The organism is Streptomyces sp. TBY4, from assembly GCF_024213195.1.
Taxonomy (GTDB): Bacteria; Actinomycetota; Actinomycetes; order Streptomycetales; family Streptomycetaceae; genus Streptomyces.
Genome location: NZ_JANAVF010000019.1, coordinates 126,674 through 149,509 on the forward strand (window position 1 = coordinate 126,674; position 22,836 = coordinate 149,509).

Consider the following 22,836-nt stretch of genomic DNA (forward strand, 5'->3'; position numbering starts at 1 on the left):
TCAGCCCCCGTAGACGAATCGGTCAGCGCGGGCCAGCGACAGCGTGACCCGCTCTCCGTCGTCCCCCTGAGGAGGCCGGATCCGCCAGCCGGTGATCCGGCACCAGCCGACCCAGTTCACCCACTGGTCGTGGATCCGGACCCGGACGTCGTCGCCGACCTGCCACGACCCGACGGGCGCCGACGGATGGTCGATGACCTGGATCTCGTGGACCTCGCCGAGAGCCTGCCTGGCGATGCGCTCACGGCGTGCCCGCGTCGCGAGACGGTCGTTGCCCTTCTCCGCGGGTATCTCGAGGATGCGTTCCATGCGCAGGCGCCCGTTACGCACGGCGTCGATGGCCCGACGCCGCCCCCGGCCTTCGCCGGCACCGAGCGCGATGATCACCTGTGCGTACTCGTCCCCGTCGTACGTCACCGGCGCGACCGCAGCGATGTTCGCCCCGGTCGCGAACATGAGGTCGGTACGCCGGGTGCCCAGGCGCGGCCACCCAAGACGGATCTGCCCGGCCGGACGGCCCTCCGAGTAGATGGTGTCCTCCGTCCACTCCGGGCCGCCCTCGATCTTCGTCATGTCCTCCACGACATCGCCGAGCACAGGGGCCTCCCACCAATCGACCTTGTACGGCTCCGCCGGTGTGCCCACCTTCGTGCGGCTCTTTGACGGGTCGACCAGCACGTTGAGATCCCCGTCGGGCTGGCTCTGCGCGTAGGCCCACACATCGCGGATGACCTGGCAGGCGTCCGCGTGGACATAGGGGCCACGCCCGTCGAGCTGCCCGTGAACGTCATGCCGGCGGTGAAGGTAGGAGCCCCAGCCGCCCGCCTCGATGGGGAACTTGTCGCCCTCCGGCTCGGCCCGCCAGATCAGCCCACCCCACAGGACGGTGTCGTCGCGCTCCACCGTCAGCACGGTGTTCGCGGGGCTGATGGTGGAGCCCACCAGGTTCTGGAACGGAACGGGGACCTCGCCCGACAGGTCACCGGGCTCCGACAGGCCCGGCCCGAACTCGACACCCGACAGCGGAAGATCATGGACGAGCACGGCGCCGGTAAGGGCATCGTGGACTCGGTAGCGGTAGGTGGGCATGGTCAGATGCCCTCCTCGAACTCCACGTCAGCGATGACCGTGGTCACGACGTCGGCCTGCAGGGAGCCCGCGTTGTCCTTCGTGAGGAAGACCAATCCCTGGAGTCGCTGGGTGGTGCCCCGCAAGTCGGCGGGGATGTCGATGGTGTCCGCCGCGATGGCGTTGATGCGGACGGAGCCGTCCCCGCGGGTACTGCCGTCATCGATCATGATCGACTGGCCCTGAATCCCGCCGAGCCGGAACGCGGTGGAGCCCCAGATGCTCCCCATGACCTGGAGTCCCGAGATCGTCATGACGATGCGGGCACGCCGGGCCCACGTGGGGACGCGTATGTCGAAGCGGGAGGCCGGCGGCCAGTCGGCCCAGGTGCCCGAGTTCCCCTGCCAGTTCTGATCCGCGCCCGGCGAAGCGGTGTGCAGCTGTCGCTCCCGCCTCGGGTTCGCGATGGTCCGCACATCCTTGATCATCGAGTCGGTGACGACCTTGGCGTTCGCCGGGAGATCGATCCTGGCGAGCGCGACGGCCGTCATCCCGGCCGGCGGCTTCACGGTGTTCGCCGCCACGTTGGAGATCACGTGGAAGTACCCGATGTCGTCCTTCTCCGGGTTCCGCACACCCTCGTACTCGGGGTCTTCAACACGCAGCACGAGCAGGTCCGAGCGGCCGGAGACCCCGGTCGCGGCGATCGGGACGCTCTGGAAGCCCACGTTGTACTGCGTGTAGCTGCCCTGCCCCCACGCCATGGCGCCGCGGATGACCGCCGAGCCGTCACCCACGCGGACACCGATACCCGGCGTCGCGAGCTGGGTGACGCGCAGGTCGTCCGTCTCGGTGATGCCCTGAGCGCCGTGGCTCAGGTCCCTCACCATCATGCGGAAGGCGCGGGCCGAGTGAGTGCCGCCATGGACGAGAAGAGGGGGGTTGATGAGCGTCATGAGCAGGGAGTCCTTCAGGAGGGATTACAGGGATTTGAAGGCGGCCCGCCAGGTCACCGACAGGCGGGAGGCCGAGGAGTAGCCGCGCGCGGTCCACCACAACTCGGTGGAGCCCACCGGGATCTGGAAGCGGTCCAGCCGGGAGTCCGTCGACATGCCCCCGGCGACGTTCTCGGTGCCGTTGCGCAGCGCCCACCGTGTCCCGGGCCGGGTCTCGATGTCGATGTACTCGCCGGTGGTCAGCGACACGGACAACTGGAGGAGCTGGCTCGTCTTCGGGATGTAGATGCGGGGGTCGATGCACGGGCCGGTGATCCGCAGGGTCGGCCACGCCGGGAGGGTGCCGTCGTTACGGACCCAGCCGCGCCGCTCGTCCGGCAGGGAGATACCCGTGTTCAGCGGAGCGACCAGCGGCGCCTTCAACCCGCCGAGGTCCTGCCGGGACAGCGACAGCCTCAGCGCAGACGTCGAGTCCGCGTAGAAACGGGGGTCGACGGCCACGAACTCGATATCCAGGGGGATCCAGCCGACAGCCGCGTTCTCCCACGACGGATCCACCCGCCGCAGTCGGCCGAACAGGACGCGCGTCTCACGACCAGGCCACTTGATCCGCAGCGGCATCACGGCGCCCGGGGCCGTCCGGGCAGCGGCAGCATCCGCGAGCTCTTGTAGGTCGGAGAGGATCTCCACACCGGTCGCCGGATCTCCGGGCGTCTTGATGCCGCAGTCGATGCGGATCGTCCGGGCCTCGTACCAGTCGGTGCCCGCCCACGCCCCGTCCGCGCCCGGCCGGGGCACGACATCACCACGCACTGGGGCCCGGCCCAGACCCTCGATCTCCGCCATGGGCACGCGCGTTCCGTACCCGATGACGACACCACCCAGATCCACCTGGAAGTCCTTCAGCACGGCGCTCATCGCAGCCCCCCGCGCTGGGCCCGCCGCAGCTGGTACGCCATGGACGCAGCGATGTCGTTCGCGGAGGCCGGGCTGTTCGACACGTGGATGGTCTGCGTGCCGATCGCGGGCGACTGCTGCACCACGACGATCTGCGCGCGGCCGCTCCCGGCATCCACGAGCTTGCGCGGCACCAGCCCGTAGCCGAACTTCCCTGCGGTCGCACCGAGTACGGCGGTGGCTCTGCCCCGCTTCGCCGCAGCATGCGGGATGTACGACTCGCCACCGGTCTCGGGCTCCGCGAACTTGATCAGCCCCCTGGACGCCCCGGCGCCGCCGTAGACACCCGGCTCCCAGATACCGCCGTTCGCGTAGGCCAGACCCCCGTTCGCCTTCACCAGGTCCGAGAGGAACCGCTCACCTCGAGCCCCCGTGCTCCGCAGCTGTGACGACGCCAGGTTCGCGACCTCGATCAGCCGATCCTCACCGAGCCCGGTCACGTCCGCGACATCGTGAATGCCACGGCCGGCGCCGAGCGCACCGATCAGCTTCACCAGGTCGGTCAGCTGCTCCCCATCCAGCGACTTGCCCGCCGCCTTCGCTGCGGCGTTCGCCTTCTCCGCCTTGCCGCGGTCGCGCACCGCCTCCTGCGCGAGAGCTTCCGCGCTCGCGTCGTTCTGCTGCGCCAACCGCTCCGCGAGCGCACCGAAGCCATTCGTCGCCAGCTGGGTCAGGGCGCTCTGGAAGGACGCGTTGTCCTTCACCGCGTTCTTGAGCTGCGCCGTGTAGTCGGCCAGGCTCCCGCGGGCCGTCGCCGACAGCTGCTTGAGCTGGCCAGCCATGTCCTGCACGTAGGCAGTCGAACCGGTGGCCATCTTCCGGGTCAGCTCAACGCCATCGGCCCCCATGTCCTCCAACGCCTTGGCCACGTCCGTGCCGGCCCGCTGGGCAACGGTGGCCAGGTTGGAGCGCCACGACTGCGCCGTTGACACCGAGCTGCGCAGGCTCTTCTCGAACATGCCGAGGTCGAAGACTTCCTTGTCGCCCTTCTTCTTCTGCGACTTGGACACGACATCGCTGATGGAGAACCCGGAGCTACCGAGGGGCTGATACGACCAGTCGGACAGCCCGCCGGACGCGTTGTAGGTGACCTCACCGCCGAACCGGCGTGCCACCTGGTCGAGGATCGCCTTCGAGCGGGCCCGCTTACCGGACGCGAAGGGGATGTACGCCTCCCCCTGGGTTTCGTCCTCCGCCCACACCCGCCACTCACCACCGCGAGCGATCTGCGCGACGTGGTTCTCCCGGACACCGCCGGAGGCGTACGTGAGGATGCCGCCGCTCGCGAACTGGTAGCCGTCCGCGTACGGGCCAGGCTGCCGCGAAGTCCTCCAGATGTCGTTGTGGACGGTGGTGACGGTCACGGTGCGCCCGTAGATGCCATTGATGGCGCCCTGGATAGTCGCGGCCCCGCTCGTCGCCGAACCGGTCGGCACGGTCACCGACACGTTCTTGCTGCCCGGCACCGCCTCGATGGAGAAGCCCAGGTTCAGCAGCTCCTGACGTGCGACGTCGGTCGGCGCGCTCACGATGACGGACTTGCCGCCGGGGACACCCGCGATGGCCGTCTTGACGTTCTCCAGGCTCGCGATCGTCTCCGCCGTCGACGACGACACCGCGACATGCTTCGCCCCGGGCGTCTGGCTGATCTTGGAGATCAGCGCGTCCAGGTCGGTGCGCGCCAAATCGGTCGGCGCGGTCACCTGAACCCGCCGGTCCTTCAGGTCGGTGATGGAGAACCCGAGCTTCTTCAGGTCCTCGCGCGCCTCGTTCGACAGCGTCGCGATCGTCACCGTCTTGTTGTCGGGGGTCGCCTTCAGCGCCTGCTGCACGGCGATCAGCTCCGCCATCGACGCATCCATGCCGGCGGTCTGGAGAAGGATCGACACCTGCTCGGGCACCAGGCCCGCCGCATCGGCCAGCTTCCCCGCCTGCTCGGCGGACAGCCCGAAGCCCTTTGCCGTCGAGATCGCGGAGTCACGAGCGGACTGCATCTGCTTCTGCGCCGCCTGGAGGGCTTCCGGGACGCTCTTCCCATTGGCCTCCGCGAACTGGTAGGCCGCCAGGGCCGCGTCCGCCGAGTTCGTCGACAGCCCTTGCAGGACATCGAACAGCTTCTGCCCGTTGCGGGTGACCGTGGACAGCGAACCGTCCATGTTCAGCAGGACTTTGCCGTACCCCTCGGCGTGGTCGACGCCGCCCTTCAGCGCATCGGACGCGTCCAGGACGCTGCGGTTCAGACGGGCTTCGGCCGCCGACAGGTTCACCGACCCGCCGGCCAGGATGTTCAAGGCGTCGTGCAGGGCGCGGGCCCTGGTGTCGGCGTCCGCCGTGGTGTCGGAGAGGCGGCGCATCGCGTCGGAGAACTTCCCGAACGGGCCCACACTGTCGGCGGCGGACTTGGCGCCCGAGCCCGTGGCGTCCGCGAGGTTCTTGGCGTCCTTCACGGCCTGCGACATCTCGCCCTTGACGGAACCCAAGGCCTCGGCGGCCTTCGCGTAGGCGAGACCCTGCTGCGTGTAGGTGTACTGGCCGCCGCCAGAGGTCACGATCAGCTCGCGGTTGGCGTCGGCGGTGCTCTGCAAGCTCTTCTGGAGGGCGTTGAGTCCGCCGTCCTGCCCGAGGTAGGCGTTGGTGAGCTGCCGGGCGTTGACCCCGGCCTTCTCCATGACGTCGACCAGTCGGGCCTTGCCGTCGAAGACCTTCGCGTCCATGACGGCCTGCGCGGCAGCCCCACGGACGCTGTCGGTGATCGCACCGTTCGACTCCCGCAGCGCCTGAGACAGGCTGCTGATGCGCTGCTGGTGATCGGCGGCAGCCTGCGCGGCCTTCTGCTGGGAGGAGGCCAGCATGGACAGGCCGATACCGGCCGCAGCGATGGCCACACCCCACGGGCCGCCCAGCGCGCCCATCAGCCCGCGGGCAGCGCCGCCCAGCCCGACGCCGATCGACCTGGCCAGACCGGACGCCGGACCCTCCGCGGCCCGGAACGCGGCGCTCATCTGCCCGACGATCGGGATGCGGGTCTGGAGCACGGCGAGAGCCGAACCGATACGGCCCACGGACTGGCCTTGTGCGGCGGCGAGCGTGGACTGGACGCGCATCTGCTCGCCCCACGACCGGTACGCGCCGACCACCGGCCCGGACACGGTTCCGGCGAGGCGGGTCATCGTCGGAGCGACCCGGCTGGCCATCATCATCGCGATGATCGCGGTCTGTACCGGGCCCGGTAGTGCGGAGAACCCCCGTACCAGCCAGGCCACCACCTCACCGATCGGCTTGAGCGCGCCGGATACGTACGAGGCTGCGCTGCTCGTCAGGTTCAGGGCCGTGACGATGATGTCCAGGGCGGTCGCCCCGGCCCCGCTCTCGCTCGCCACCTCGGACAGCGCGTCCGCGACTGGTTCGAGGCCCTGGCCCAGGTTCCTGAAGATGTCGAGAGCGGCCCGGCCGGCGTTGACCACCACGTTGATCGCGGAGGCCAGCGTGTCGAAGGCCAGGTTTTTCACCGGCGCCCCGAGGCTGCCGAGAACATCACGGACCTCGGCCAGCCCGCTCGCAGCTGCCTTCGACGCCGACGGCCTCGCCAGGGTGTAGAGGTCGTGGAGGTAGTCCAGGGCCCCGGCGACGGCCGGAGTGCCCGAGCCGAGGACCTTCGTCGTCAGGCGGGTCAGCTTCTCCAGCGCGGGCGCGGCCGCCGTGTAGAGGACCTGGCCGCTGTTCTTCGCCTGGCTCTTCAACTGGTTGAGGGCACCGGCGAGGCCCTTGGTCTGGGAGGCAGCGATCTCACCGGCCGCACCGGTGCGGCCGATCGCCGTCCGCATCTGGTCGAAGCTCTCGACGCCCTGATGGGCGAGGGCCATCGCACCGGCGAGGGCGGGCTTCCCGACGACCTTCGACAAGGCCGCGGTGAAGTCCTTCTGGCTCAGGCTGTGCTGGGCCTTCTCGAAGCCTTCGACGACGGTCCGTAGGCCCTTGAAGTTGCCCTGTGCGTCCCACGCCTCGATGCCCAGCTCTGCGAGGCCTTCCTTCATCCGCTTCGTCGGAGCGGCCAGGTTCGTGAAGATCCCTCGCAGGGACGTGCCCGCCTTGGAGCCGAGGATGCCGGAGCGGGCCAGCATCGCCACGGACGCCGCCGTGTCCTCCAGCGAAATGCCCAGCTGGGCGGCGACCGGGCCCGTGTACGACATCGCGTAGTAGATGTCCTGGAGGCCACCGGAGGCCGCGTTCGCGCCGGCCGCAAGGACGTCAGCAGCTCGGCCTGCATTGTTCGAGCTGAGCCCAAACTGGTCCATGACGTCGCCGAGATACCGGGCGGCGTCGGCAGCGGACAGGTTGTCGGCTGCGGCGAGCTGCATCGCCGCCCGCGCGTTCGCGATGGACGACGTGGACGTCTGGCCCGCCTTCGCGAGCTCCAGCATCGCGTCCGCCGCCTTCGAGGCCGACGTGCCGGGGATCTTGAGGTCGGAGCCAAGCTCACGGGCCTTGGCCGCGGCCATGACCATCTCCTGGCCGGAGGCGCTCGTGACCGCGCCCCACTTCTGGATGGCGCGCTGGTACTCGTTGCCCTCCCGGGCGATCTCCGCAAGACCGGCGACGATGCCTCCACCGGCCACCAGGTTCCGCAGGTGGTGCGCTTCCTGCCGGGCGCCGATGAGCCCGCGCCGCAGCTGGCGCATCGACGCATCGCCATCCGAGCCGGCCTGCCGAAGAGCACGCCGCGCACCATCGGCATCGGTGGAGATCCCGCGCAGCCCGGCGGAGCCGGAGCCGACACGGCCAAGGGTGCGGTGGAGGGAATCGACATCACGGCCGAGGGACCGCAGCGCGCCGGAGGCGCCACGGATGCTGGACAGCAGTTGCGCCGAGTCGGCGCGCATCTGCACGCTGAGCGTGTAGCTCGACACCTGGCCGGTGCCCTTACTCCCCGCGCGCCTACCTCGTGCGCCCCACCGCCCCCAAGCGGTGCGTGCGGGCCGCTAACGGCCCGCACGTCCAACTCAGTCCACCGTAGTGCTCCCGGCCGCACGGTCCCCGGCCTGCGCTTCGGCCGCAGTGCGGGGGATCAGCCCGATCCGTACGCCGTACCCGTCTGGGCCGTCCGGTACCTGCTGCTGCTCTGTGGCGATCAGCTCACAGCCCACGCACCGGACCGTCGTGCTCACGTACGCGTGCCGGTCCCCGCCCGCCTCCTCGTCCCACTCGGCGCCCCGCGTGCCGCACTGCTCACACACGCTGCGCCGGTACGCCTCATAGGCCAGCGCCTTCGCCCGGTCGCCCTCCGACCAGCGGCCGTCTCCGGCGCCGAGGAAGAAGGAATGCGAGATCCGGTACCGGTCGCACACCTCCAGCTCGGCCCGGAGCTGACCGTCAGCGATCAGCCTTTTCCCAGCTCCGTGACCGTCGACCGGTTGATCTGCTGCGCCTGCCAGGCCGCCGCGAACAGGGCGTTGGACTCCGCGATGGGCCAGCTGTCCAGGAGGTCCTGGGCGTCCTCCACGGTCAGGCCCTCCACCACCTGACCATCCTCGTCCCGCTCGATGTGCGCGGCGGCCACCAGCGCCGGCGGGAAGCTCTCCGGGTTCCAGGCGTCACCGGTCTCCGCCTGGTCCTCCGTCGGAGGGTTCTGCCGGATCAGCCCGTCGAGGACCGGACGCGGCAGGGCCCTGAACACGAGCCGATCCGACACCTCGTCGTAAGCGGCCTGCGCCGCGACCAGCTCGGCCTGCGCCGCCTCAAGTTCGGCCTGCTCACCGCCTGTCTCCGCATCAGCCATGCGCAGACGGGCCACGTTCAGCTTCGCCTGGTCGAGACGCTTCTGCGCGGCCACGTCATCGCACAGCTGGAGTATCTGCTCCGGGAGCTGCCGGGCGCGGAGACGGGCGAGCTTGCTGGCCCAGTGGGCATCACGGGCAACAGCAGGCTCGGGCGGGACGGGGGACGTGGTGGTGCCGGACATCAGAGGTGTCTCCAAGGGGGGAAAGGGGAGTGGGGCCCGGCCGGGCCTGCGTCGAGCGCACGCCAACAAGAGATGGGGCGCAGGGACGCGGCAGGCCCGGCCGGGAGGTCACGGGGTACCGGGCAGCGTCTTGGGGCCGGCGGGCGGCACCACGGCGTCCTGGAGCGGCTTCTCCGTGATCGAGAACGCGACCGTGAACTTGGCGGCCTCGTTGTCGACGGAGTACTGCGGGGACCGGGAGCCGATCCGCACCGGGAAGACGTCCATGGACCGGCTACCAGGGATGTCGCCCTTGCGGAGGATCACCACCCAGCCGGTGGAGTCCTTCGTCAGGAGCTGCTCGACCTCGTCGGCCACCTTGTCCTCGTAGAAGCCGAGGGACGAGTCGTCCGCTTGATCAGTGCCGGGGATCTTCGACTCGAACGTCGAGCCCAGGTCAGGGGTCTCGATCGCCTGGTTCGACAGCGACCAGCCGTCGATCGCCGCGATGGCGTTCGTCAGGTCGGTGCCGGCGGTCAGCTCCGCCCGAGTAGGAAGGTGGCCAAGGTCTTTGACGGCCTTAAGCCACAGGATGCGCGTGATGCCGCGCCGCGAGTATTTCTGGATCTGCAAGGGTTTGCTGTCCGATTCCGGGACGGCAGCCAAGCGTTAGGGAGGCCCCGTCCCTCGACGACTGGCGGGGAACCGGCCCACCCCTACAAGGGGTGAGCGTCCGCGTGGGGCCTCCGCGGTGAGGGAGCGGGTCGGGCTCAGCCGTTACGGGCGAGCCGAGACCGCTGCTCGTAGATCAACATACCGTCGTCAAGAACCGGGGTTGTGGTGCGTTTCGGCACTACCGTCCTGAACAGTCCATGCGGCCAGCCCCCGAGAGCAACTCGGAATGAGCTGGCCCGCCGTCCTGCGGTGCTGCCTGGACATCTCGGCCGGTGAACCGGCCAACCCGAAACCAGGAATCGAGTTGCGCTCGCGTATGCCGCTGCTTGTACTTACGCGGTCCATGTTCGGCGGTCTCGGCGGATGTCGAGGGTGGCGCAGTGGAAGGAACCTCCCAGGGCCTGGACGTTGCGGAAGGGGGATGGCAAGGGCTTGAAGCCGAGTGAGGTCAGCAGGGTCTGAAGCTTCTCGTCCTCTGCTTCCACGAGGACGTGCCGGTCGTCGACGACGAGGAGGTTGATGCTCACCCACGCGCTCGTCATGTACCGCGGTGGGGGTCCGGCGTTCGGTTCCGGTCGTGGCGCGGGAACCAGTTCCCACCCGTCCAGCGGCGTGCCGCGCATCGCGTCCGAGGTGATGCGGTCCGGGTTGTAGAGGGCGAGTCCCTCGCGCAATGGGCACAGGGTTGCGTCGATGTGCATGGCGTGGGGATCGTCAGGCTGCAGCAGGTGGACCCGAATGTCGGGTCCGAGCCGCGCACGCAGGTGGTCGACGCCGGAGCGATTGGTGACGTGGCTGAGCTGGCCAACGACCGTGCTCGGCCCCAGGCGCAGGAAGTCGGCCGCGTCCCAGGCGGGCCTGCCTTCACCGATCACCCATCGTGGCCCAGGTGCGCGCACTCCGGCGTCGAGGAGGTCCATGCCGAGGTCCACGTCGGCCGGCAGCCAGCGTGCACCGGCCCGCCGCCACTGCTGGATCAACGGCCAGTAGGCGAGCAGCTCATGCTGGCGGCTGCGCCAGGCCATGGGTGCTTCGACGATGCGGTCGCCCATCACCAGCAGGCTGTCCCGGGGCATGGTCGCGCAGTACCCGCCCAGCCCCTCCCAGGGAATGCGCTGCGGGCGGTGGACGCGGCAGCCCATCGACTCCAGTAGTTCCGCCACTGCCTGGAGTTCCTGATCCGCCGCTTCGGTGATCCATGCAGGGAACGGGTGCCCGGGCCGGAACTCGTCCCAGTGCTCGACCGGCATGGTGGCCTCGATCATGCGCCGGTCCTCGTCGGGGAACATCGCCCCGTACGCCGTACCGACCACCACCTCCCGCAGAGCACTCCACTCGTCGCACGCGTCCACCACCGCCACAGGCACTCCTGTCCTCTCAGCCCCTGCGAAGGACCGTACGCAGACAGCGATTGCGGCAGGTTAGGACACGCCGAGCGACCCCGCTGACCGCGAAGGTGGACGGCGTAGTGCCGTCCCCGCCTCCCTGGCGACACGGAGGGCGCGTCAAAGGAATTGTGCTGATGGGGGCAGGATCTGGGTGACGCGCCACAGACATCGGGGCAGGTCGCCTTCCTCGAAGGGGTGGACCTCCTCGAGGGTCCAGCCGTCGGCGAGCGCGTCGACAAGGTAGCGGGGGAAGAAGTGCACGGCGAACCCGCCGCGCTCGTAGATGTCGTCGCCGTGGGCAATGCCGGTGCCGTAGTGGGCGTCGCCGGTGTGCCGGACGGTGTAGACGAAGATGCCGCCTGGCCGCAGCACGCGACGGACCTCGTTCACCAATCTGCGGATCTCCTGGGTGGACAGGGCCATACACAGCAGCATGTGCGCGAAGACCGCGTCCACGTGGTCGTCCGGGAGCGGGAGGGGCTCACGCACATCCTGGACGGTTGTGGTGACCCGCTCGGCGATGCCCTGCTCCTGGGCGGCCTTCTCCAGCTGCTCCAGGCCATGCGCGCTGAAGTCGGCGGACATGACGGTGAACCCCGCACCGGCGAAGTAGAGAGCGTCGCGGCCGTGCCCGGCACCGAGTTCCAATATGTCCTTCACCCCAGCCGCCCGGAACACCGTCGAGGCGTGGAGCGCGGGGGCAGAGGGCTGTCCGCCGTACATGTCGGGATGGGCGGTATAGGTGCTCTGCCAGTGGCGCCGCTGCGCGTCTGCCAGATCCTGGTCTCTGTCTTTCACGGACCGTGTTTCCCCTCGTGTACCCGGCCGGTTCGGGTGTCGCCGCGGGTCTGGCTGGGCTCGCTGGTCAGTGCCTGCCGCAGCTGGCCTGGGCTGGGGAGACCGGAGAAGCCGTCCGGTGTTCGGTACACCCGGCACGCCAGCCCCGCCTGGCGGCCGGGCTCGGTGAACGGATCGTGTCCGTCGATCAGGAGGGTCGGGGAGCCGGTGAAGCCGGTTCTCTCCGCCTGAACCTGGTCGGTGATCACGCGCGTGGAGACCTCGACGTCGTCCAGGCCTAGTTCGGTGAGCACCTGGCGCACCCGGGCGGCGGCGGGCTCGGAGTGGGGGCAGTCCGGTATGACCAGGACCTCGACGTTCATGTCTTCAGGATCGCGCACATCGGGCCAGTGGGCGCTGTCTACTGCCGGGCCAGGGCTTCCGCCGTGTCGGCGGGGGTGTCGCGCAGGCCCAGGCGCAGGGTTTCGACGGTCGCGCTCGGCCAGCCCGGCCGCACGACCCAGCAGGAGCTGGCCGCGATCGTACTGGCGAGGATCTGCGGATCCAGCATCTGGTCGCCGATCTCTGCTGCTGGCCCGGGCCGACGAGGACGCGCCGAGTCCGCACCTGCGGCAGGTCGACCTCGACGACCTGGTCCTGGACGAGGCCAGGCGGCTGCGCGGGGCGTGTGCAGACTCCGGATCGTCCTGGGCGTCGCGGACGACGGCCCCCGGAGCGCCGGCCGCCGACCGGGAGCGGATCTTCGAGCGGTTCGTACTCCTCGACGACGCGCGGGCCCGCTCCCGGGAGGGCGGAGGGGCAGATGGCTGGGGCTGGCAGTCGTTGCCGAGCTGGTCGCCGCGCACGGCGGCAAGCCCACGGCGTCCATCGGCACCCGTTGGGGCCCGTTTCGAACTGTCGTTCCCGCATTCCGGACAGGGGCACTGAATGCGCGTTCAGTTTCGTTCAGCCTCACTTCAGCGTCAGTGTGACAGCGTTGGCGGGGGGAGCCGCATCCCTTCAGAGCTACCCGGCCGTGGTGCGCTCGGGGTCGTGGACGAAGAAGACGCCGACGAGGGCAACGCCGCGCATCCCGTCGGGGGTGTCGATGCGTGCGTTGCCTGTGCCGTCGAGGTGCAAGAGGTGGCCGCAGAGGGTGCGCAGTAGCTCCCAGCCCGCATGGTCGCGGATGACAACTCCGGGCTCCAACGGTTCCACGCACGGGGCCTCCCGGCCGACCGCGCTGCACACCAAGAGTCGGCCCGAGGTGTCCCAGGAGCGGGGGCTGGTCCAGGTGCAGGTGCTGATGGTGTCGGAGAAGACTTGCCGGCGTCCGCTGCCGTCCTCGGCGTCGCCGATCCAGATTAGCCGCATCCGCTCCGGCAGGCCGCCGTACATTCCGAACGGGCCCTTCTCGCCGGGACCTTGCGCACCCCGCAGCACAGCGCCGCCCTTCATCCGGTGAAAGCCAGGAATCATCGCACCACCGTATGTGCGGGCTCCCGGCGGCGGCAGCCGACGCTCCCGTCGCGTACTGGCTTTGAGTTCCGTTGGCGGACATCCCAGGTGTGCGCTACCCGTGCCGGGCACGTACCGCGGTTGATAGCACGAGTCATCAGTTCGCGGAGGGTTCAGCTGTTTTGGTTCCGCGAGATGGCGGGACTGGGCACGGTGTCGGGGAGTAGCTCTGCACACGATGTAAGGGGTTCTTCGTGTCCCAGTATCTTCTGGCGGAATCCTTCGCCGACGTTACGGTGTCGTCCATGATGTGGCAGGCGACCGTTCCCCAGGGAACCGGCGTCCCCGGGCTGACCGCCGCCCCTTCCGCCACGCGTGGCTCGCTGCGGCCTTGCGGGGAGATCACCAGCGGCAGCATGAAGCCCGACGCCGCCGGGGAGGGCGTGTTCCGTCTCACTGGCAACTCCCGGCAGAGCTCATGCCACCTGCTGCTGGAACAGGTGATCGACACCCGAAGGGGGGTGACCTTCGAGTTCGACCTCTACATGTACGACGCCCAGACCATCGCCGGCCCCAACGGCATGTGGGCGGCGGACGGGGTCGCGTTCCACATGATCGACGGCGAGCAGCGGCGGGTCGAGGCCGGAGAGGCGGGCGGAGCCCTCGGATACAAGAGCCTGTCGGGCGCGTACGCCAGCGTCGCCTTCGACCAGTTCGGCAACTTTTCCGCACAGGCAGCCGGCGCCGGCGGCCCGGGCCGTTCACCCAACACCGTCGCCGTCCGCGGCGGGCAGAGCACCGGCTACGCCTACCTCATCGGCGCCGCCCTCGACCCGAAGGCCCAGGCCCTGAGCGTGGACAGCGCCACCGAACGCGCCCTCGCCAAGCGCCACGTCATCGTCGACCTCACCTCTGCCGGTCTGATCACCGTCCGTATCGACTGGCTGGACGGCAAGGGCCCGCAGCAGATCCTCACCGGGGACCTCGACGGGCTGCCCGGCCAGGCGCCCCTGCCCTCGATGGTCAAGATCGGCTGGTCAGCGTCCACCGGCGACGCACCATCCGTTCACGAGATCTCCGGATTCACTGCCTCCACGCTGTAGCCCGCGTCCCGAGCCCGCCGCCAGCCTGTCCGGGATACCGTCCCTAGGCATTTCGCGTTGCCCTCCTTGGGGCGCATTGGTTCACGCGCAGGGGAAGGTACGGGCGGCAGCGTCCGCCGTGTTCCGGTAGGTGCGGTACTGCTCTCGTACGAGTGCGATGGCGGCGTCGAGGGGGAAGATGTCGCGGGTGACGAGCTGTTCGTCGTTGTCGGCTCCGACGGGGTGCCAGTAGACGCCGTCTGCGGTGATGGTGACCTCGGGTACCAGGGTTTCCACGGTGAGTTCGAGGCCCTCGTCGGCGGCGCCCTGGTGGGCGAGGGGGCGGACCACCTGGTGTTCGCGGGCGATGCCGAGCGAGTCGAGGAAGGACCGTAGTTCCCTCTCTTCGTGCTGGTCGTCGGTGGTGAGGGTGGCGGCCACCCGCACGGTGAAGCCTTCGCCGAGGGCGGTGTGGATTCCGGCGACGGCTTTGGCCCAGGTGCCTTTGCCGCGGTGGGAGTCGTGCAGATCAGGGGTGGCGGAGTCGAGGCTGATCTGGAGGGCGAGCCGGTCGTGGGGCATGGCCTGGAGCATTTGGAGCCGACGCCCGCGCCACAGCATCCCGTTGGTGAGGAGAGTGGTGGGCAGCACGGCCGTGCACGCGGCGACGATCTCGTCGAGGTCGGGGAGCATGAACGGTTCGCCGCCGGTGAGCAGGATTTCGTTGACACCGGCGTCCGGGGCGGCCTTCGCGATCTCTTTCACCCTGTCCACGCCGAGTGCCCGCCTGGCTGTCTGCGGTGAGGATCGGGCGCAGCAGTAGTCGCAGGCGAGGTTGCAGTCGAAGTTGGTGTAGAGCCACAGGCGTGCTCCGGGCCGGCGGGCGGGGGGCAGGGCGGCGATCGGGTCGGGTGGGCGGCCTCGGCGTACGGTGACGGTGGCGCTGTCGGCCGTGATGAGGGTGTTGCCGGTGCGGTCGCACCAGGCGGCGGCGAGGGCGGCCTGGTCCGGTGTGGCGATGGAGAGCGTGACGGTGTCGCCTTCCGCCGCGGCGGAGAGCTTCTCGACGAGGTCGAGAATCACCATCGGGCTGCGATCTCCTGTTCCCTGACAGCCTGGAAGAGGTCGGCGTAACCGTCGAGCTGGGGTCTTACCCAGCGCCTGAGACCTTCCAGTTCCAGGATCCTGCGGTGTTCGGGATTGTTCCAGTCCATGGCGAGCAGGTGCTCGGTCCATGCCTCGGCTCGGGCTGTGTCGAGGGTGTCGAGGGCGGTGAAGTTGCAGTGGCAGTAGGCGGGGCTGGTCCAGAACGATTCCAGGGCGTCGGGCATGAGCTCGTCCCGGCCGATGGATTCCCAGGTGGTGATGCCGATCGCGGCTGCGTCGGCGTCGCCGTCGAGGACGGCGCGGATGGCGTCCAGTTCGCTGCGGCCGGTGTCACCGTGTTTGCCGAGGTCGCTGTCGATGCGCAGGAGCTCGACGTCACCGTCGGTGATGCCTTGGTGGCGCAGGTAGTGCAGGGGCAGGATCGCGGCCTGTGCGGAGTCGCGGCTGCCCAGGGCGAGCCTGCGGCCCTTGAGGTCGTCTAGGCCGCGCAGTCCTGCCCCGGCTCGGCAGACGAGGTGGCTGCGGAAGGTGAGGTCGGTGTCTCGCATCGCGAGAGCCCGGGCCCGGTCTCCGGCCTGGAGGACGGTGCGGACCCAGGCGAGGTTGGTGTTCCAGGCGATGTCGATGGTTCCGGCGAGGAGTGCGTCGACCTGGCGGCCGTAGTTCGAGAAGAGGACGAAGTCCATCTCGACCGGGGCGTCGCGGTAGTAGTCGCGGATGCCTTCCCAGATGGGCACGACGTTGGGGGTGTAGGCCACCGCTCCAACCACCAGCGGTTCCATGGCGGGCTCCTCTTCGGGCTGGTCGCGGCGTACGGGGTTGGGAGCTCAGCCGAATACCGGCTGGCCGGTGATGGCCTTTCCGTAGAAGTCGTACAAGACGTCGGCGGTGGGGGCCATGACATGCCCGGCGCGGGCGTCACGGAAGAAGCGTTCGATGGACAGGTGGTGGGAGAACGCTGCTCCTCCGCATACCCGCATGGCGTCGTCGGTGACGGTCAGGGCGGTGTCGTTGGCGAGTGCTTTGACGCCCAGGACGTAGAGCGGAGTCTGCGCGTCGGGGGCTGCGATGCTGGCCGCCGCCGCGTGCAGGTAGGCGGTCGCGGCTTCCAGCTGGAGCGACATGCGGGCCAGGCGGGCGCGGATGGTGGGCAGCTCGGCGAGGGTCTGGCCGATGTGCTGGAGCCTCGCGCCGCTGGTGTGCCGCACGGCGGCGTCGAGCGCGGCACGGGCCAGACCCAGGGAGACGGCCGCGTTGCCCAGGTTGAACCAGGGCATGACGGTTTCCGTCATCAGGGTGAGTCCGCTGCCGGGCGCACCGAGGCGCAGACTGTCAGGGACTGTCATGTCGAACCGCATCGGCGAGGACGCGTTGCCGCGCAGACCCAGCCCCTGGAACGTTCCGGTGACGGCGACGCCCGGGGCGTCCGCCTCGATGGCGTAGAGGTCGACGGTGCCCGCCTCGTCGGCGGACAGTACGGACGTGACGTAGAGCTGTGCGTGTCCGGCGGAGGTCACCCAGCTCTTGTCGGCGGTGAACCGCGCCTCGTGGCCGCCGTTGCGCTTCGCCTGGGAGATCGGCGCCCAGAAGTGCGAGCGGGAGCCGGGCTCGCTGAACGCCAAAGTGGCCAGCGACCTGCCGGAGGCCAGGTCGCCCACCAGACCCGGCATCCCTGGCGGGGGTGCGGCCAGAACCGTCATGGCGCCGCTGACGTGCATCAGGTAGACCATGGCCGTCGATCCGCAAACACCGGCCAGCTCGGCCGTGACCTGGGCGAACTCCTCAGGGCCCGCTCCCAGCCCGCCTTCCCGCTCGGGCAGTGGCAACCCCAGTAGGCCTGATGTGGCCAGAGCCGCTACCGCTTCCGCTGGGAACCGGCCCTCCGCGTCAACGGCTGGCGCGTACTGCGCGGCGGTGGCCAGAACGGGCTGCAACAGACTGTCGACGTTCATGCGGGATCGTGCCTTCCCGTGACGGGAGTGGGGGCGGCCGTGCCGTTGGGTACCGGAGTCAGGCCGAGGGCGAGCAGGCCCACGGCGAAGCCGAGCAGCAGGGCCACGGTGGAACCGTCGCCCCCGAGCAGGTTCGCACCGGTCCAGCCGATCTGCACCAGCTGCAGGACTGCGGCCGCCAGGAAGCCCGCTCCTGCCAGGGCGATCAGCGAGCGCACCCCCGAGAGGCCCGCTGCCACGGCCGCCGCGGCCAAGAGCAGCAGTACCAGTGTCCCGACACCGCCCAGCGAGACGAGCCCCCAGGGCGGGCCGTCGGCGATGGCCAGGATGCTGCTCACCGCGGCGCCGATGCCCAGTCCGGCGGCCGTCCGGCCGATGGCGGATCGCGGAGTCTGCATCGAAACGCCCTCCTTCCGGTCAGGATGCCGCGAGCAGCACCCGCGACAGCCTGCCGCCGCGCTGCCGCCATACGGGGCGCAGCGCGCCGTCCACGCCGTAGGCGCGTCCGGCCGCCGTGGCCAGCAGCGCCAAGTGGACGGCGTACATCAGGAAGTACGACCAGAACCACTCGTGCGGGGTATTCAGTACGGAGAACAGGATGGCGGTCGTCTGGACCAGCCCGACCACCGCCCAGAACCTCGTGGCCAGGCCCACCAGCAGGAACGCGCCGAGGCATGCCTCGATCGCGAAGGCGCCCCAGGCGAACACCGCGAAATTCGGAATGATCACATGCTCGACCAGCCACGCCCACGGGGCGAAAACCTCGTTGTCGACCCCTTTGAGGGTCCAGGCGTACAGGTCCTGCGGGGGGACACTCCTGTTGCCGAAGTCCGGGGGGTGCTTCCAGGTGAGGTTCTGGATCCACAGCAGACCGACCGAAAGCCGGCACACGGCCAAGAGCACACGGGAGGGGCGGGAGGAGCCCAGCGGCTCCATCGCGGGAGGTGCGGACCGGTTGGTGACGGCCATACCGAACGACCTCTGATCTTGCTCCACGCACTCAAGGAATCATCTGCCGTACATCCATCCACTCACGCCCACACGGGAACGGCAAGCGGCAGGAAAGTCTTGCCGGACGACGCGCATCGCCCACACCGCGAGTGCGCCGCCCGAGCCTTTACCGTTCCCACTCGATGCCAGTGCGTTGCACCATGCTTGATGACCTGTCTTCCGGAGTCGGTCGTGTTCTCGTAGCGGTCGCGGACAGGGCCGGTCGCACCGCGGTGCGACCGGTACATGTGCACCGGGCCCTTTGCCTCGGGACCCGGCCGGTGGCCGTAGTGAGCCGTGCCAGCCACCGGCATGTGATGGACCTATGCCGGATGCAACGTGTTCACTGGGCAGACCCCTTGGCCCTTTTTGCCCCGCCCCACAGCGAGCCGGGGTTTGCTCGGTTCGGGTACAGCGCGAGCATCGCCTCGTACAGTTCGCTCGGCGTTTCGGTCTCGGGGTCGAGCCGGTTGAAGTCGGCCAAGTACTGCTTGGTCTCGGCCAGGATCTTCGGGTCGTCGGTCAGATCGGGGTTCTTGTGGCCGGCGACGACGAAGGCCGGGTCGAGCGCGGCAAGTGTGTCGGTGGCGCGCATCCACTCCTGCCGCGACTCGGCGGTGGCTTCGCCCATGTACTGGTGGATGCCGTTGTAGGCGACGTCCCCGGCCACGACGAGGCGCAGGTCGGGCACCCACAGCGCGGTGCTGTCGTCGGTGTCGGTGTACCCGGTGTCGATCACCTGCAGCGGATGCCCTTCAAGGGTGAAGGTGTCGCTGTCGAGGGCCTCGGGAAAGACCTGAGGCTGCGGGATCTGACCCGGGAAGCGCGCCGTCCAGAAGGTATCGAGGAACGGCCGCGTGCCTTCGTGCTTCGCCTTGGCCACGACTGCGGCGGCGGAGATTGCCTTGGCCTCGGGGAACGCCTCGATGAGCTGCTTGACACCGAAGGCGTGGTCGCCATGGCCGTGCGTGATGTAGATGTAGGTGAGGTTCCGGTGGTGTGCCTTCACCCAGTCGACGAGCTGCTGATTCTGTTCGACGGTGAGGAACGTGTCGACCAGCACGGCGTCATGATTGCCGAAGATCAGCGTCGCGGTGTTGGCTACCCACTGGAGATCTTCCGCGCCCGGCGGCAGGTCACGGGTGAGACCCGGCCGCCGCATGCAAAGGGTGTCGTACTGCAGCGATGATGATGTGGTTTGAGGCATATCGTGTTCCCTTTCACTCTTCTGGTGGAGATGCAGGACGAGGCGCTCGCTTCATCCGCTCCCCGGCGTTCCCGGTCGACGAGCGCGACCTGCTCGCCGACGTGATAGCGGGGTAGGCATGGTCATGGCGGCCCGCCTCCGCGCTGGCTGGTGCTTCATTCGGCTCAGGTCCGCGGACTCCTGGCCGTACGCGTTTCTCAGCCGCCGGTGTAGACGTGCCCCGAGTCGATCTTGCCGTTCAGGCGCTTGCCGAGTTCGGCGGAGAAGGCGAGCAGATTGTCCAGCGGAAGGTGCTGAATGGCGGCCCGGACGATCTTGCCGTGCTCGTTCACGGTCAGGATCGTGCTGCCACGCAACGACTTTCCGCCGAAAGCCTCGGCTTCCCGTTCGGTGCAGGACCGCTGGCCATCGGACACCTCGTAGACGAAGACCAAGGACTCGTAGATCCCGCTGGTCGCCTCCATGACCTGTTTGACCCGGTCGCGGCCCTCGACTGGACGGCGCAGGGCTGACGCCTCCAAAACCACGTTCTCATCGATTGCGGCAGTGAACATCTCGGCGTCCTTGGCGGTGAACGCCCTGGTCCAGGGCTGGTCTCCGACGCCATCCGCGACGCTGACGGTCCGGGTCTCCCTGTTCATGTGGGCAACTCCTGCCTGTGTCGGCGCCTGGCCGTCCGTGCTGGGCACCGGCACCTGGACACGCCACGAGCGATCGATGACGACCCTCTCCATTCGCGCGCCACAGGGTGGAAGGTACTCGTTGCCCCTTCTTGCGCGACACTCGCGCTAAAAGCCCGTATGGGCCCATTCGTGAGCGCGCCGCGTTGGGCCTGAGGTCAGCGAAGGCGTCGACGCCAGTCGGCGGGAGACCGACCTGCTCGGCGACGTGTTGTCCGGCCTTCGCCAGGTGGGGGCCGGTACGTTCCTCTTTGTCGGCGGAATATCACATCTCGGTGCTATTGACGCTATCTCGGCAGGGCGCTCAGAGGTGACGCCCGGCCCCAAGAGAGTCGCACGCGTCCGCGAGGGAAGAGGTCACCGTGTATTACGGCAGCGGGAATTACGAGGCGTTCGCACGTCCGCGCAAGCCTGTAGGGGTGGAGCGGAAGACGGCCTGGTTCGTGGGCTCCGGAATCGCTTCGCTCGCCGGCGCCGCCTTCCTCATCCGTGACGGGCGTATGAGCGGCGACAAGATCACCGTCCTGGAACAGCAGAAACTTCCGGGGGGCGCTCTGGACGGCATCAAAGAGCCGAAGAAGGGCTTCGTCATTCGCGGCGGCCGCGAGATGGAAGACCACATGGAGTGCCTGTGGGACCTGTTCCGGTCGATCCCCTCGATCGAGATCGAGGGCGCCTCGGTCCTCGACGAGTTCTACTGGCTGAACAAGGACGACCCCAACTTCTCCCTGCAGCGGGTCACCGAGAACCAGGGGCAGGACGCCCACACCGACGGGCTGTTCGCCCTCAGCGAGCGTGCGCAGAAGGACATCTTGAGGATCTTCCTCGCTACTCGCGAGGAGATGGAGGGCAAACGCATCAATGAAGTCTTCGGCCGAGACTTCCTGGACAGCCACTTCTGGCTGTACTGGCGCACGATGTTCGCCTTCGAGGAGTGGCACAGCGCCCTGGAGATGAAGCTGTACCTGCACCGCTTCATCCACCATGTGGGCGGTCTTCCCGACCTGTCCACTCTGAAGTTCACCAAGTACAACCAGTACGAGTCGCTCGTGCTCCCGTTGACCCGGTGGCTGGTAGGCCGGGGCGTGACATTCCAGCTCGACACCGAGGTCACCGACATCAGCTTTGACATCACCCCGGCCCGGAAGCAGGCGACCCGTATCCACTGGATCTCCGCGGGAGAGGCGGGGGGAGTCGACCTCGGAGCGGACGACCTGGTGTTCACGACCATCGGCTCCCTCACCGAGAACTCGGACAGCGGCGACCACCACACCGCCGCCCGCCTGAATGAGGGCCCGGCTCCGGCATGGGATCTTTGGCGGAAGATCGCGAGCCACGATGGGTGCTTCGGCCGCCCCGAGGTGTTCTGCGGCAACATCCCCGAAAGTAAATGGGAGTCGGCCACCGTCACCACACTCGATGCGCGGATCCCGAAACTGATCCAGAAGATCGCCAAACGCGACCCGTTCAGCGGGAAGGTCGTCACCGGTGGCATCGTCACGGTCAGGGACTCCAGCTGGCTCATGAGCTGGACCGTCAACCGGCAGCCCCACTTCAAACAGCAGCCGGCCGACCAGATCGTCGTGTGGCTCTACGGGCTGTTCACCGACCGCCCCGGCGACTACGTGAAAAAGCCCATGCAGGACTGCACCGGGGAAGAGATCACGCAGGAGTGGCTCTACCACCTAGGCGTCCCCACCGACGAGATCAGCGGACTCGCGGCGAACGGCGCCACCTGCGTGCCGGTGATGATGCCCTACGTCACCGCCTTCTTCCTGCCCCGCCGGGCCGGGGACCGCCCTGACGTGGTACCGCGGACAGCGGTGAACTTCGCGTTCATCGGCCAGTTCGCCGAGACCACTCGTGACACGATCTTCACCACCGAGTACTCCGTACGCACAGGCATGGAAGCCGCCTACCAACTGCTCAGCATCGAACGCGCTGTACCCGAGGTGTTCAACTCCACCTACGACATCCGCAGACTGCTGGAAGCTGCTGGCCGGCTACGGGACGGCGAGACACTCCACTTGCCAGGCCCCGAGATCCTGCGCAAGCAACTGCTCCGCAAGCTGGACTCCACCGAGATCGGCGAACTCTTGACGGAATTCGGTCTCATCCCCGACCCGGAGTAGTGGGGACCGCGGATTCCCGGCGGGTAGATGGCCGCGTTCGGCAAGCTCGCCCGCCGCCCCGTCAGCCGGGCCCGCAGCGCACTGCGTTGGCTCCCCGGACAGCCGACCGCGTGCAGGCGGCGGCAAGGCCCGCATCGGCATCATCGACCACGCCCAGAAGCAGCTCGGCGACCTCGTCTATGTGGAGCAACCCACTGTCGGCGACCGGTTCGACGCCTACCATGTGTCGGTACTTGCGGGTGGCCGACATGAGTGCATGCCGGATAGCGCCGCGAAGTCACGCGGTGGACCAGGTGACGATTGGTCAGGTCAGTCGGCGGGTGGCGAGGTGGATTCGACACGCCAGTGGAGTGCGGACGTTCCCGCGAGACCGCAAATGTGGACGATCGCGTAATTCGGCTCTGGCGATGATCACGTGACGTTGTCTGTTCAGCGTGCCCTGGCGTGATCGGCTGCGTGGAGCCGCGAG

The 22,836-nt window shown here is 68.7% G+C and carries 21 protein-coding genes; 2 read left to right on the forward strand and 19 right to left on the reverse strand.

Annotated features, from left to right (window positions below; genetic code table 11):
- From NLX94_RS33075 to NLX94_RS33135, 12 genes are all read right to left on the reverse strand, one after another.
- On the reverse strand, positions 1-1,089 hold the full coding sequence (locus NLX94_RS33075) for a hypothetical protein (RefSeq protein WP_254386829.1): 1,089 nt from the start codon (positions 1,087-1,089) through the stop codon (positions 1-3).
- Between the two features lie 2 nt (positions 1,090-1,091).
- Entirely contained in the window at positions 1,092-2,024 is a 933-nt protein-coding gene (locus NLX94_RS33080; RefSeq protein WP_254386830.1) for a hypothetical protein, read from the reverse strand.
- Positions 2,025-2,048: 24 nt separating this feature from the next.
- Entirely contained in the window at positions 2,049-2,942 is an 894-nt protein-coding gene (locus tag NLX94_RS33085; RefSeq protein WP_254386831.1) for a phage tail family protein, read from the reverse strand.
- Positions 2,939-7,888, reverse strand: coding sequence for a phage tail tape measure protein (locus NLX94_RS33090; protein WP_254386832.1), 4,950 nt, complete (start codon positions 7,886-7,888; stop codon positions 2,939-2,941). The genes NLX94_RS33085 and NLX94_RS33090 overlap by 4 nt, the downstream gene beginning before the upstream one ends.
- Positions 7,889-7,981: 93 nt before the next feature.
- Entirely contained in the window at positions 7,982-8,326 is a 345-nt protein-coding gene (locus tag NLX94_RS33095; RefSeq protein WP_254386833.1) for a hypothetical protein, read from the reverse strand.
- Positions 8,327-8,358: 32 nt separating this feature from the next.
- Positions 8,359-8,940 carry a hypothetical protein gene (locus NLX94_RS33100; protein ID WP_254386834.1) on the reverse strand — a complete coding sequence of 194 codons (582 nt, stop codon included), beginning with the start codon at positions 8,938-8,940 and terminating at the stop codon, positions 8,359-8,361.
- A 108-nt stretch (positions 8,941-9,048) separates the two neighbouring features.
- On the reverse strand, positions 9,049-9,552 hold the full coding sequence (locus tag NLX94_RS33105; RefSeq protein ID WP_254386835.1) for a hypothetical protein: 504 nt from the start codon (positions 9,550-9,552) through the stop codon (positions 9,049-9,051).
- Positions 9,553-9,926: 374 nt separating this feature from the next.
- Positions 9,927-10,955, reverse strand: coding sequence for an amidinotransferase (locus tag NLX94_RS33110; RefSeq protein WP_254386836.1), 1,029 nt, complete (start codon positions 10,953-10,955; stop codon positions 9,927-9,929).
- A 144-nt stretch (positions 10,956-11,099) separates the two neighbouring features.
- A complete protein-coding gene (locus NLX94_RS33115) occupies positions 11,100-11,780 on the reverse strand; it encodes a class I SAM-dependent methyltransferase (protein WP_254386837.1) in 681 nt (226 codons plus the stop codon).
- Positions 11,777-12,142: a hypothetical protein gene (locus tag NLX94_RS33120; protein WP_254386838.1), complete on the reverse strand. Its 366-nt coding sequence runs from the start codon at positions 12,140-12,142 to the stop codon at positions 11,777-11,779. The genes NLX94_RS33115 and NLX94_RS33120 overlap by 4 nt, the downstream gene beginning before the upstream one ends.
- Positions 12,143-12,180: 38 nt before the next feature.
- Positions 12,181-12,330, reverse strand: coding sequence for a hypothetical protein (locus NLX94_RS33125; protein ID WP_254386851.1), 150 nt, complete (start codon positions 12,328-12,330; stop codon positions 12,181-12,183).
- A 455-nt stretch (positions 12,331-12,785) separates the two neighbouring features.
- A complete protein-coding gene (locus NLX94_RS33135) occupies positions 12,786-13,238 on the reverse strand; it encodes a hypothetical protein (RefSeq protein WP_254386839.1) in 453 nt (150 codons plus the stop codon).
- A gap of 233 nt (positions 13,239-13,471) precedes the next feature.
- Between NLX94_RS33135 and NLX94_RS33140 the strand changes: the two genes are divergently transcribed.
- On the forward strand, positions 13,472-14,320 hold the full coding sequence (locus tag NLX94_RS33140; protein ID WP_254386840.1) for a hypothetical protein: 849 nt from the start codon (positions 13,472-13,474) through the stop codon (positions 14,318-14,320).
- An 81-nt stretch (positions 14,321-14,401) separates the two neighbouring features.
- Here the strand turns inward: NLX94_RS33140 and NLX94_RS33145 are convergent, their stop codons facing one another.
- The 7 genes from NLX94_RS33145 to NLX94_RS33175 all read right to left on the reverse strand — a co-directional run bounded on the left by NLX94_RS33145 (position 14,402) and on the right by NLX94_RS33175 (position 20,196).
- Positions 14,402-15,385 (reverse strand): radical SAM protein, encoded by a 984-nt coding sequence (locus tag NLX94_RS33145; protein WP_254386841.1) that lies wholly within the window; start codon positions 15,383-15,385, stop codon positions 14,402-14,404.
- Entirely contained in the window at positions 15,379-16,188 is an 810-nt protein-coding gene (locus tag NLX94_RS33150) for a phosphate/phosphite/phosphonate ABC transporter substrate-binding protein (RefSeq protein ID WP_254386842.1), read from the reverse strand. Before NLX94_RS33150 ends, NLX94_RS33145 begins: the two co-directional genes overlap by 7 nt.
- A 45-nt stretch (positions 16,189-16,233) precedes the next feature.
- The gene (locus NLX94_RS33155; protein ID WP_254386843.1) at positions 16,234-17,358 is read right to left on the reverse strand and encodes an acyl-CoA dehydrogenase family protein; all 1,125 of its coding nucleotides are present in this window, start codon (positions 17,356-17,358) and stop codon (positions 16,234-16,236) included.
- The gene (locus NLX94_RS33160) at positions 17,355-17,756 is read right to left on the reverse strand and encodes a hypothetical protein (protein WP_254386844.1); all 402 of its coding nucleotides are present in this window, start codon (positions 17,754-17,756) and stop codon (positions 17,355-17,357) included. The genes NLX94_RS33155 and NLX94_RS33160 overlap by 4 nt, the downstream gene beginning before the upstream one ends.
- A gap of 19 nt (positions 17,757-17,775) precedes the next feature.
- The gene (locus NLX94_RS33165) at positions 17,776-18,327 is read right to left on the reverse strand and encodes a DoxX family protein (RefSeq protein ID WP_254386845.1); all 552 of its coding nucleotides are present in this window, start codon (positions 18,325-18,327) and stop codon (positions 17,776-17,778) included.
- Between the two features lie 364 nt (positions 18,328-18,691).
- Positions 18,692-19,555, reverse strand: a complete 864-nt coding sequence (locus tag NLX94_RS33170; RefSeq protein WP_254386846.1) for an MBL fold metallo-hydrolase — start codon at positions 19,553-19,555, stop codon at positions 18,692-18,694.
- Positions 19,556-19,752: 197 nt separating this feature from the next.
- Positions 19,753-20,196, reverse strand: coding sequence for a nuclear transport factor 2 family protein (locus NLX94_RS33175; protein WP_254386847.1), 444 nt, complete (start codon positions 20,194-20,196; stop codon positions 19,753-19,755).
- A 401-nt stretch (positions 20,197-20,597) separates the two neighbouring features.
- Here NLX94_RS33175 and NLX94_RS33180 point away from each other — a divergent pair, with 401 nt between their 5' ends.
- Entirely contained in the window at positions 20,598-22,367 is a 1,770-nt protein-coding gene (locus NLX94_RS33180; protein WP_308402606.1) for an oleate hydratase, read from the forward strand.
- Positions 22,368-22,836: the final 469 nt, after the last annotated feature.

What these genes read in the sequence shown, in the direction of transcription:
- NLX94_RS33155 (WP_254386843.1), bottom strand. Translation starts at nt 17,358, where the DNA reads ATGAACGTCGACAGTCTGTTGCAGCCCGTTCTGGCCACCGCCGCGCAG.
- NLX94_RS33170 (WP_254386846.1), bottom strand. Translation starts at nt 19,555, where the DNA reads ATGCCTCAAACCACATCATCATCGCTGCAGTACGACACCCTTTGCATG.
- NLX94_RS33080 (WP_254386830.1), bottom strand. Translation starts at nt 2,024, where the DNA reads ATGACGCTCATCAACCCCCCTCTTCTCGTCCATGGCGGCACTCACTCG.
- NLX94_RS33150 (WP_254386842.1), bottom strand. Translation starts at nt 16,188, where the DNA reads ATGGAACCGCTGGTGGTTGGAGCGGTGGCCTACACCCCCAACGTCGTG.
- NLX94_RS33120 (WP_254386838.1), bottom strand. Translation starts at nt 12,142, where the DNA reads ATGAACGTCGAGGTCCTGGTCATACCGGACTGCCCCCACTCCGAGCCC.
- NLX94_RS33135 (WP_254386839.1), bottom strand. Translation starts at nt 13,238, where the DNA reads ATGATTCCTGGCTTTCACCGGATGAAGGGCGGCGCTGTGCTGCGGGGT.
- NLX94_RS33125 (WP_254386851.1), bottom strand. Translation starts at nt 12,330, where the DNA reads ATGCTGGATCCGCAGATCCTCGCCAGTACGATCGCGGCCAGCTCCTGC.
- NLX94_RS33100 (WP_254386834.1), bottom strand. Translation starts at nt 8,940, where the DNA reads ATGTCCGGCACCACCACGTCCCCCGTCCCGCCCGAGCCTGCTGTTGCC.
- NLX94_RS33175 (WP_254386847.1), bottom strand. Translation starts at nt 20,196, where the DNA reads ATGAACAGGGAGACCCGGACCGTCAGCGTCGCGGATGGCGTCGGAGAC.
- NLX94_RS33145 (WP_254386841.1), bottom strand. Translation starts at nt 15,385, where the DNA reads ATGGTGATTCTCGACCTCGTCGAGAAGCTCTCCGCCGCGGCGGAAGGC.
- NLX94_RS33165 (WP_254386845.1), bottom strand. Translation starts at nt 18,327, where the DNA reads ATGGCCGTCACCAACCGGTCCGCACCTCCCGCGATGGAGCCGCTGGGC.
- NLX94_RS33085 (WP_254386831.1), bottom strand. Translation starts at nt 2,942, where the DNA reads ATGAGCGCCGTGCTGAAGGACTTCCAGGTGGATCTGGGTGGTGTCGTC.
- NLX94_RS33075 (WP_254386829.1), bottom strand. Translation starts at nt 1,089, where the DNA reads ATGCCCACCTACCGCTACCGAGTCCACGATGCCCTTACCGGCGCCGTG.
- NLX94_RS33160 (WP_254386844.1), bottom strand. Translation starts at nt 17,756, where the DNA reads ATGCAGACTCCGCGATCCGCCATCGGCCGGACGGCCGCCGGACTGGGC.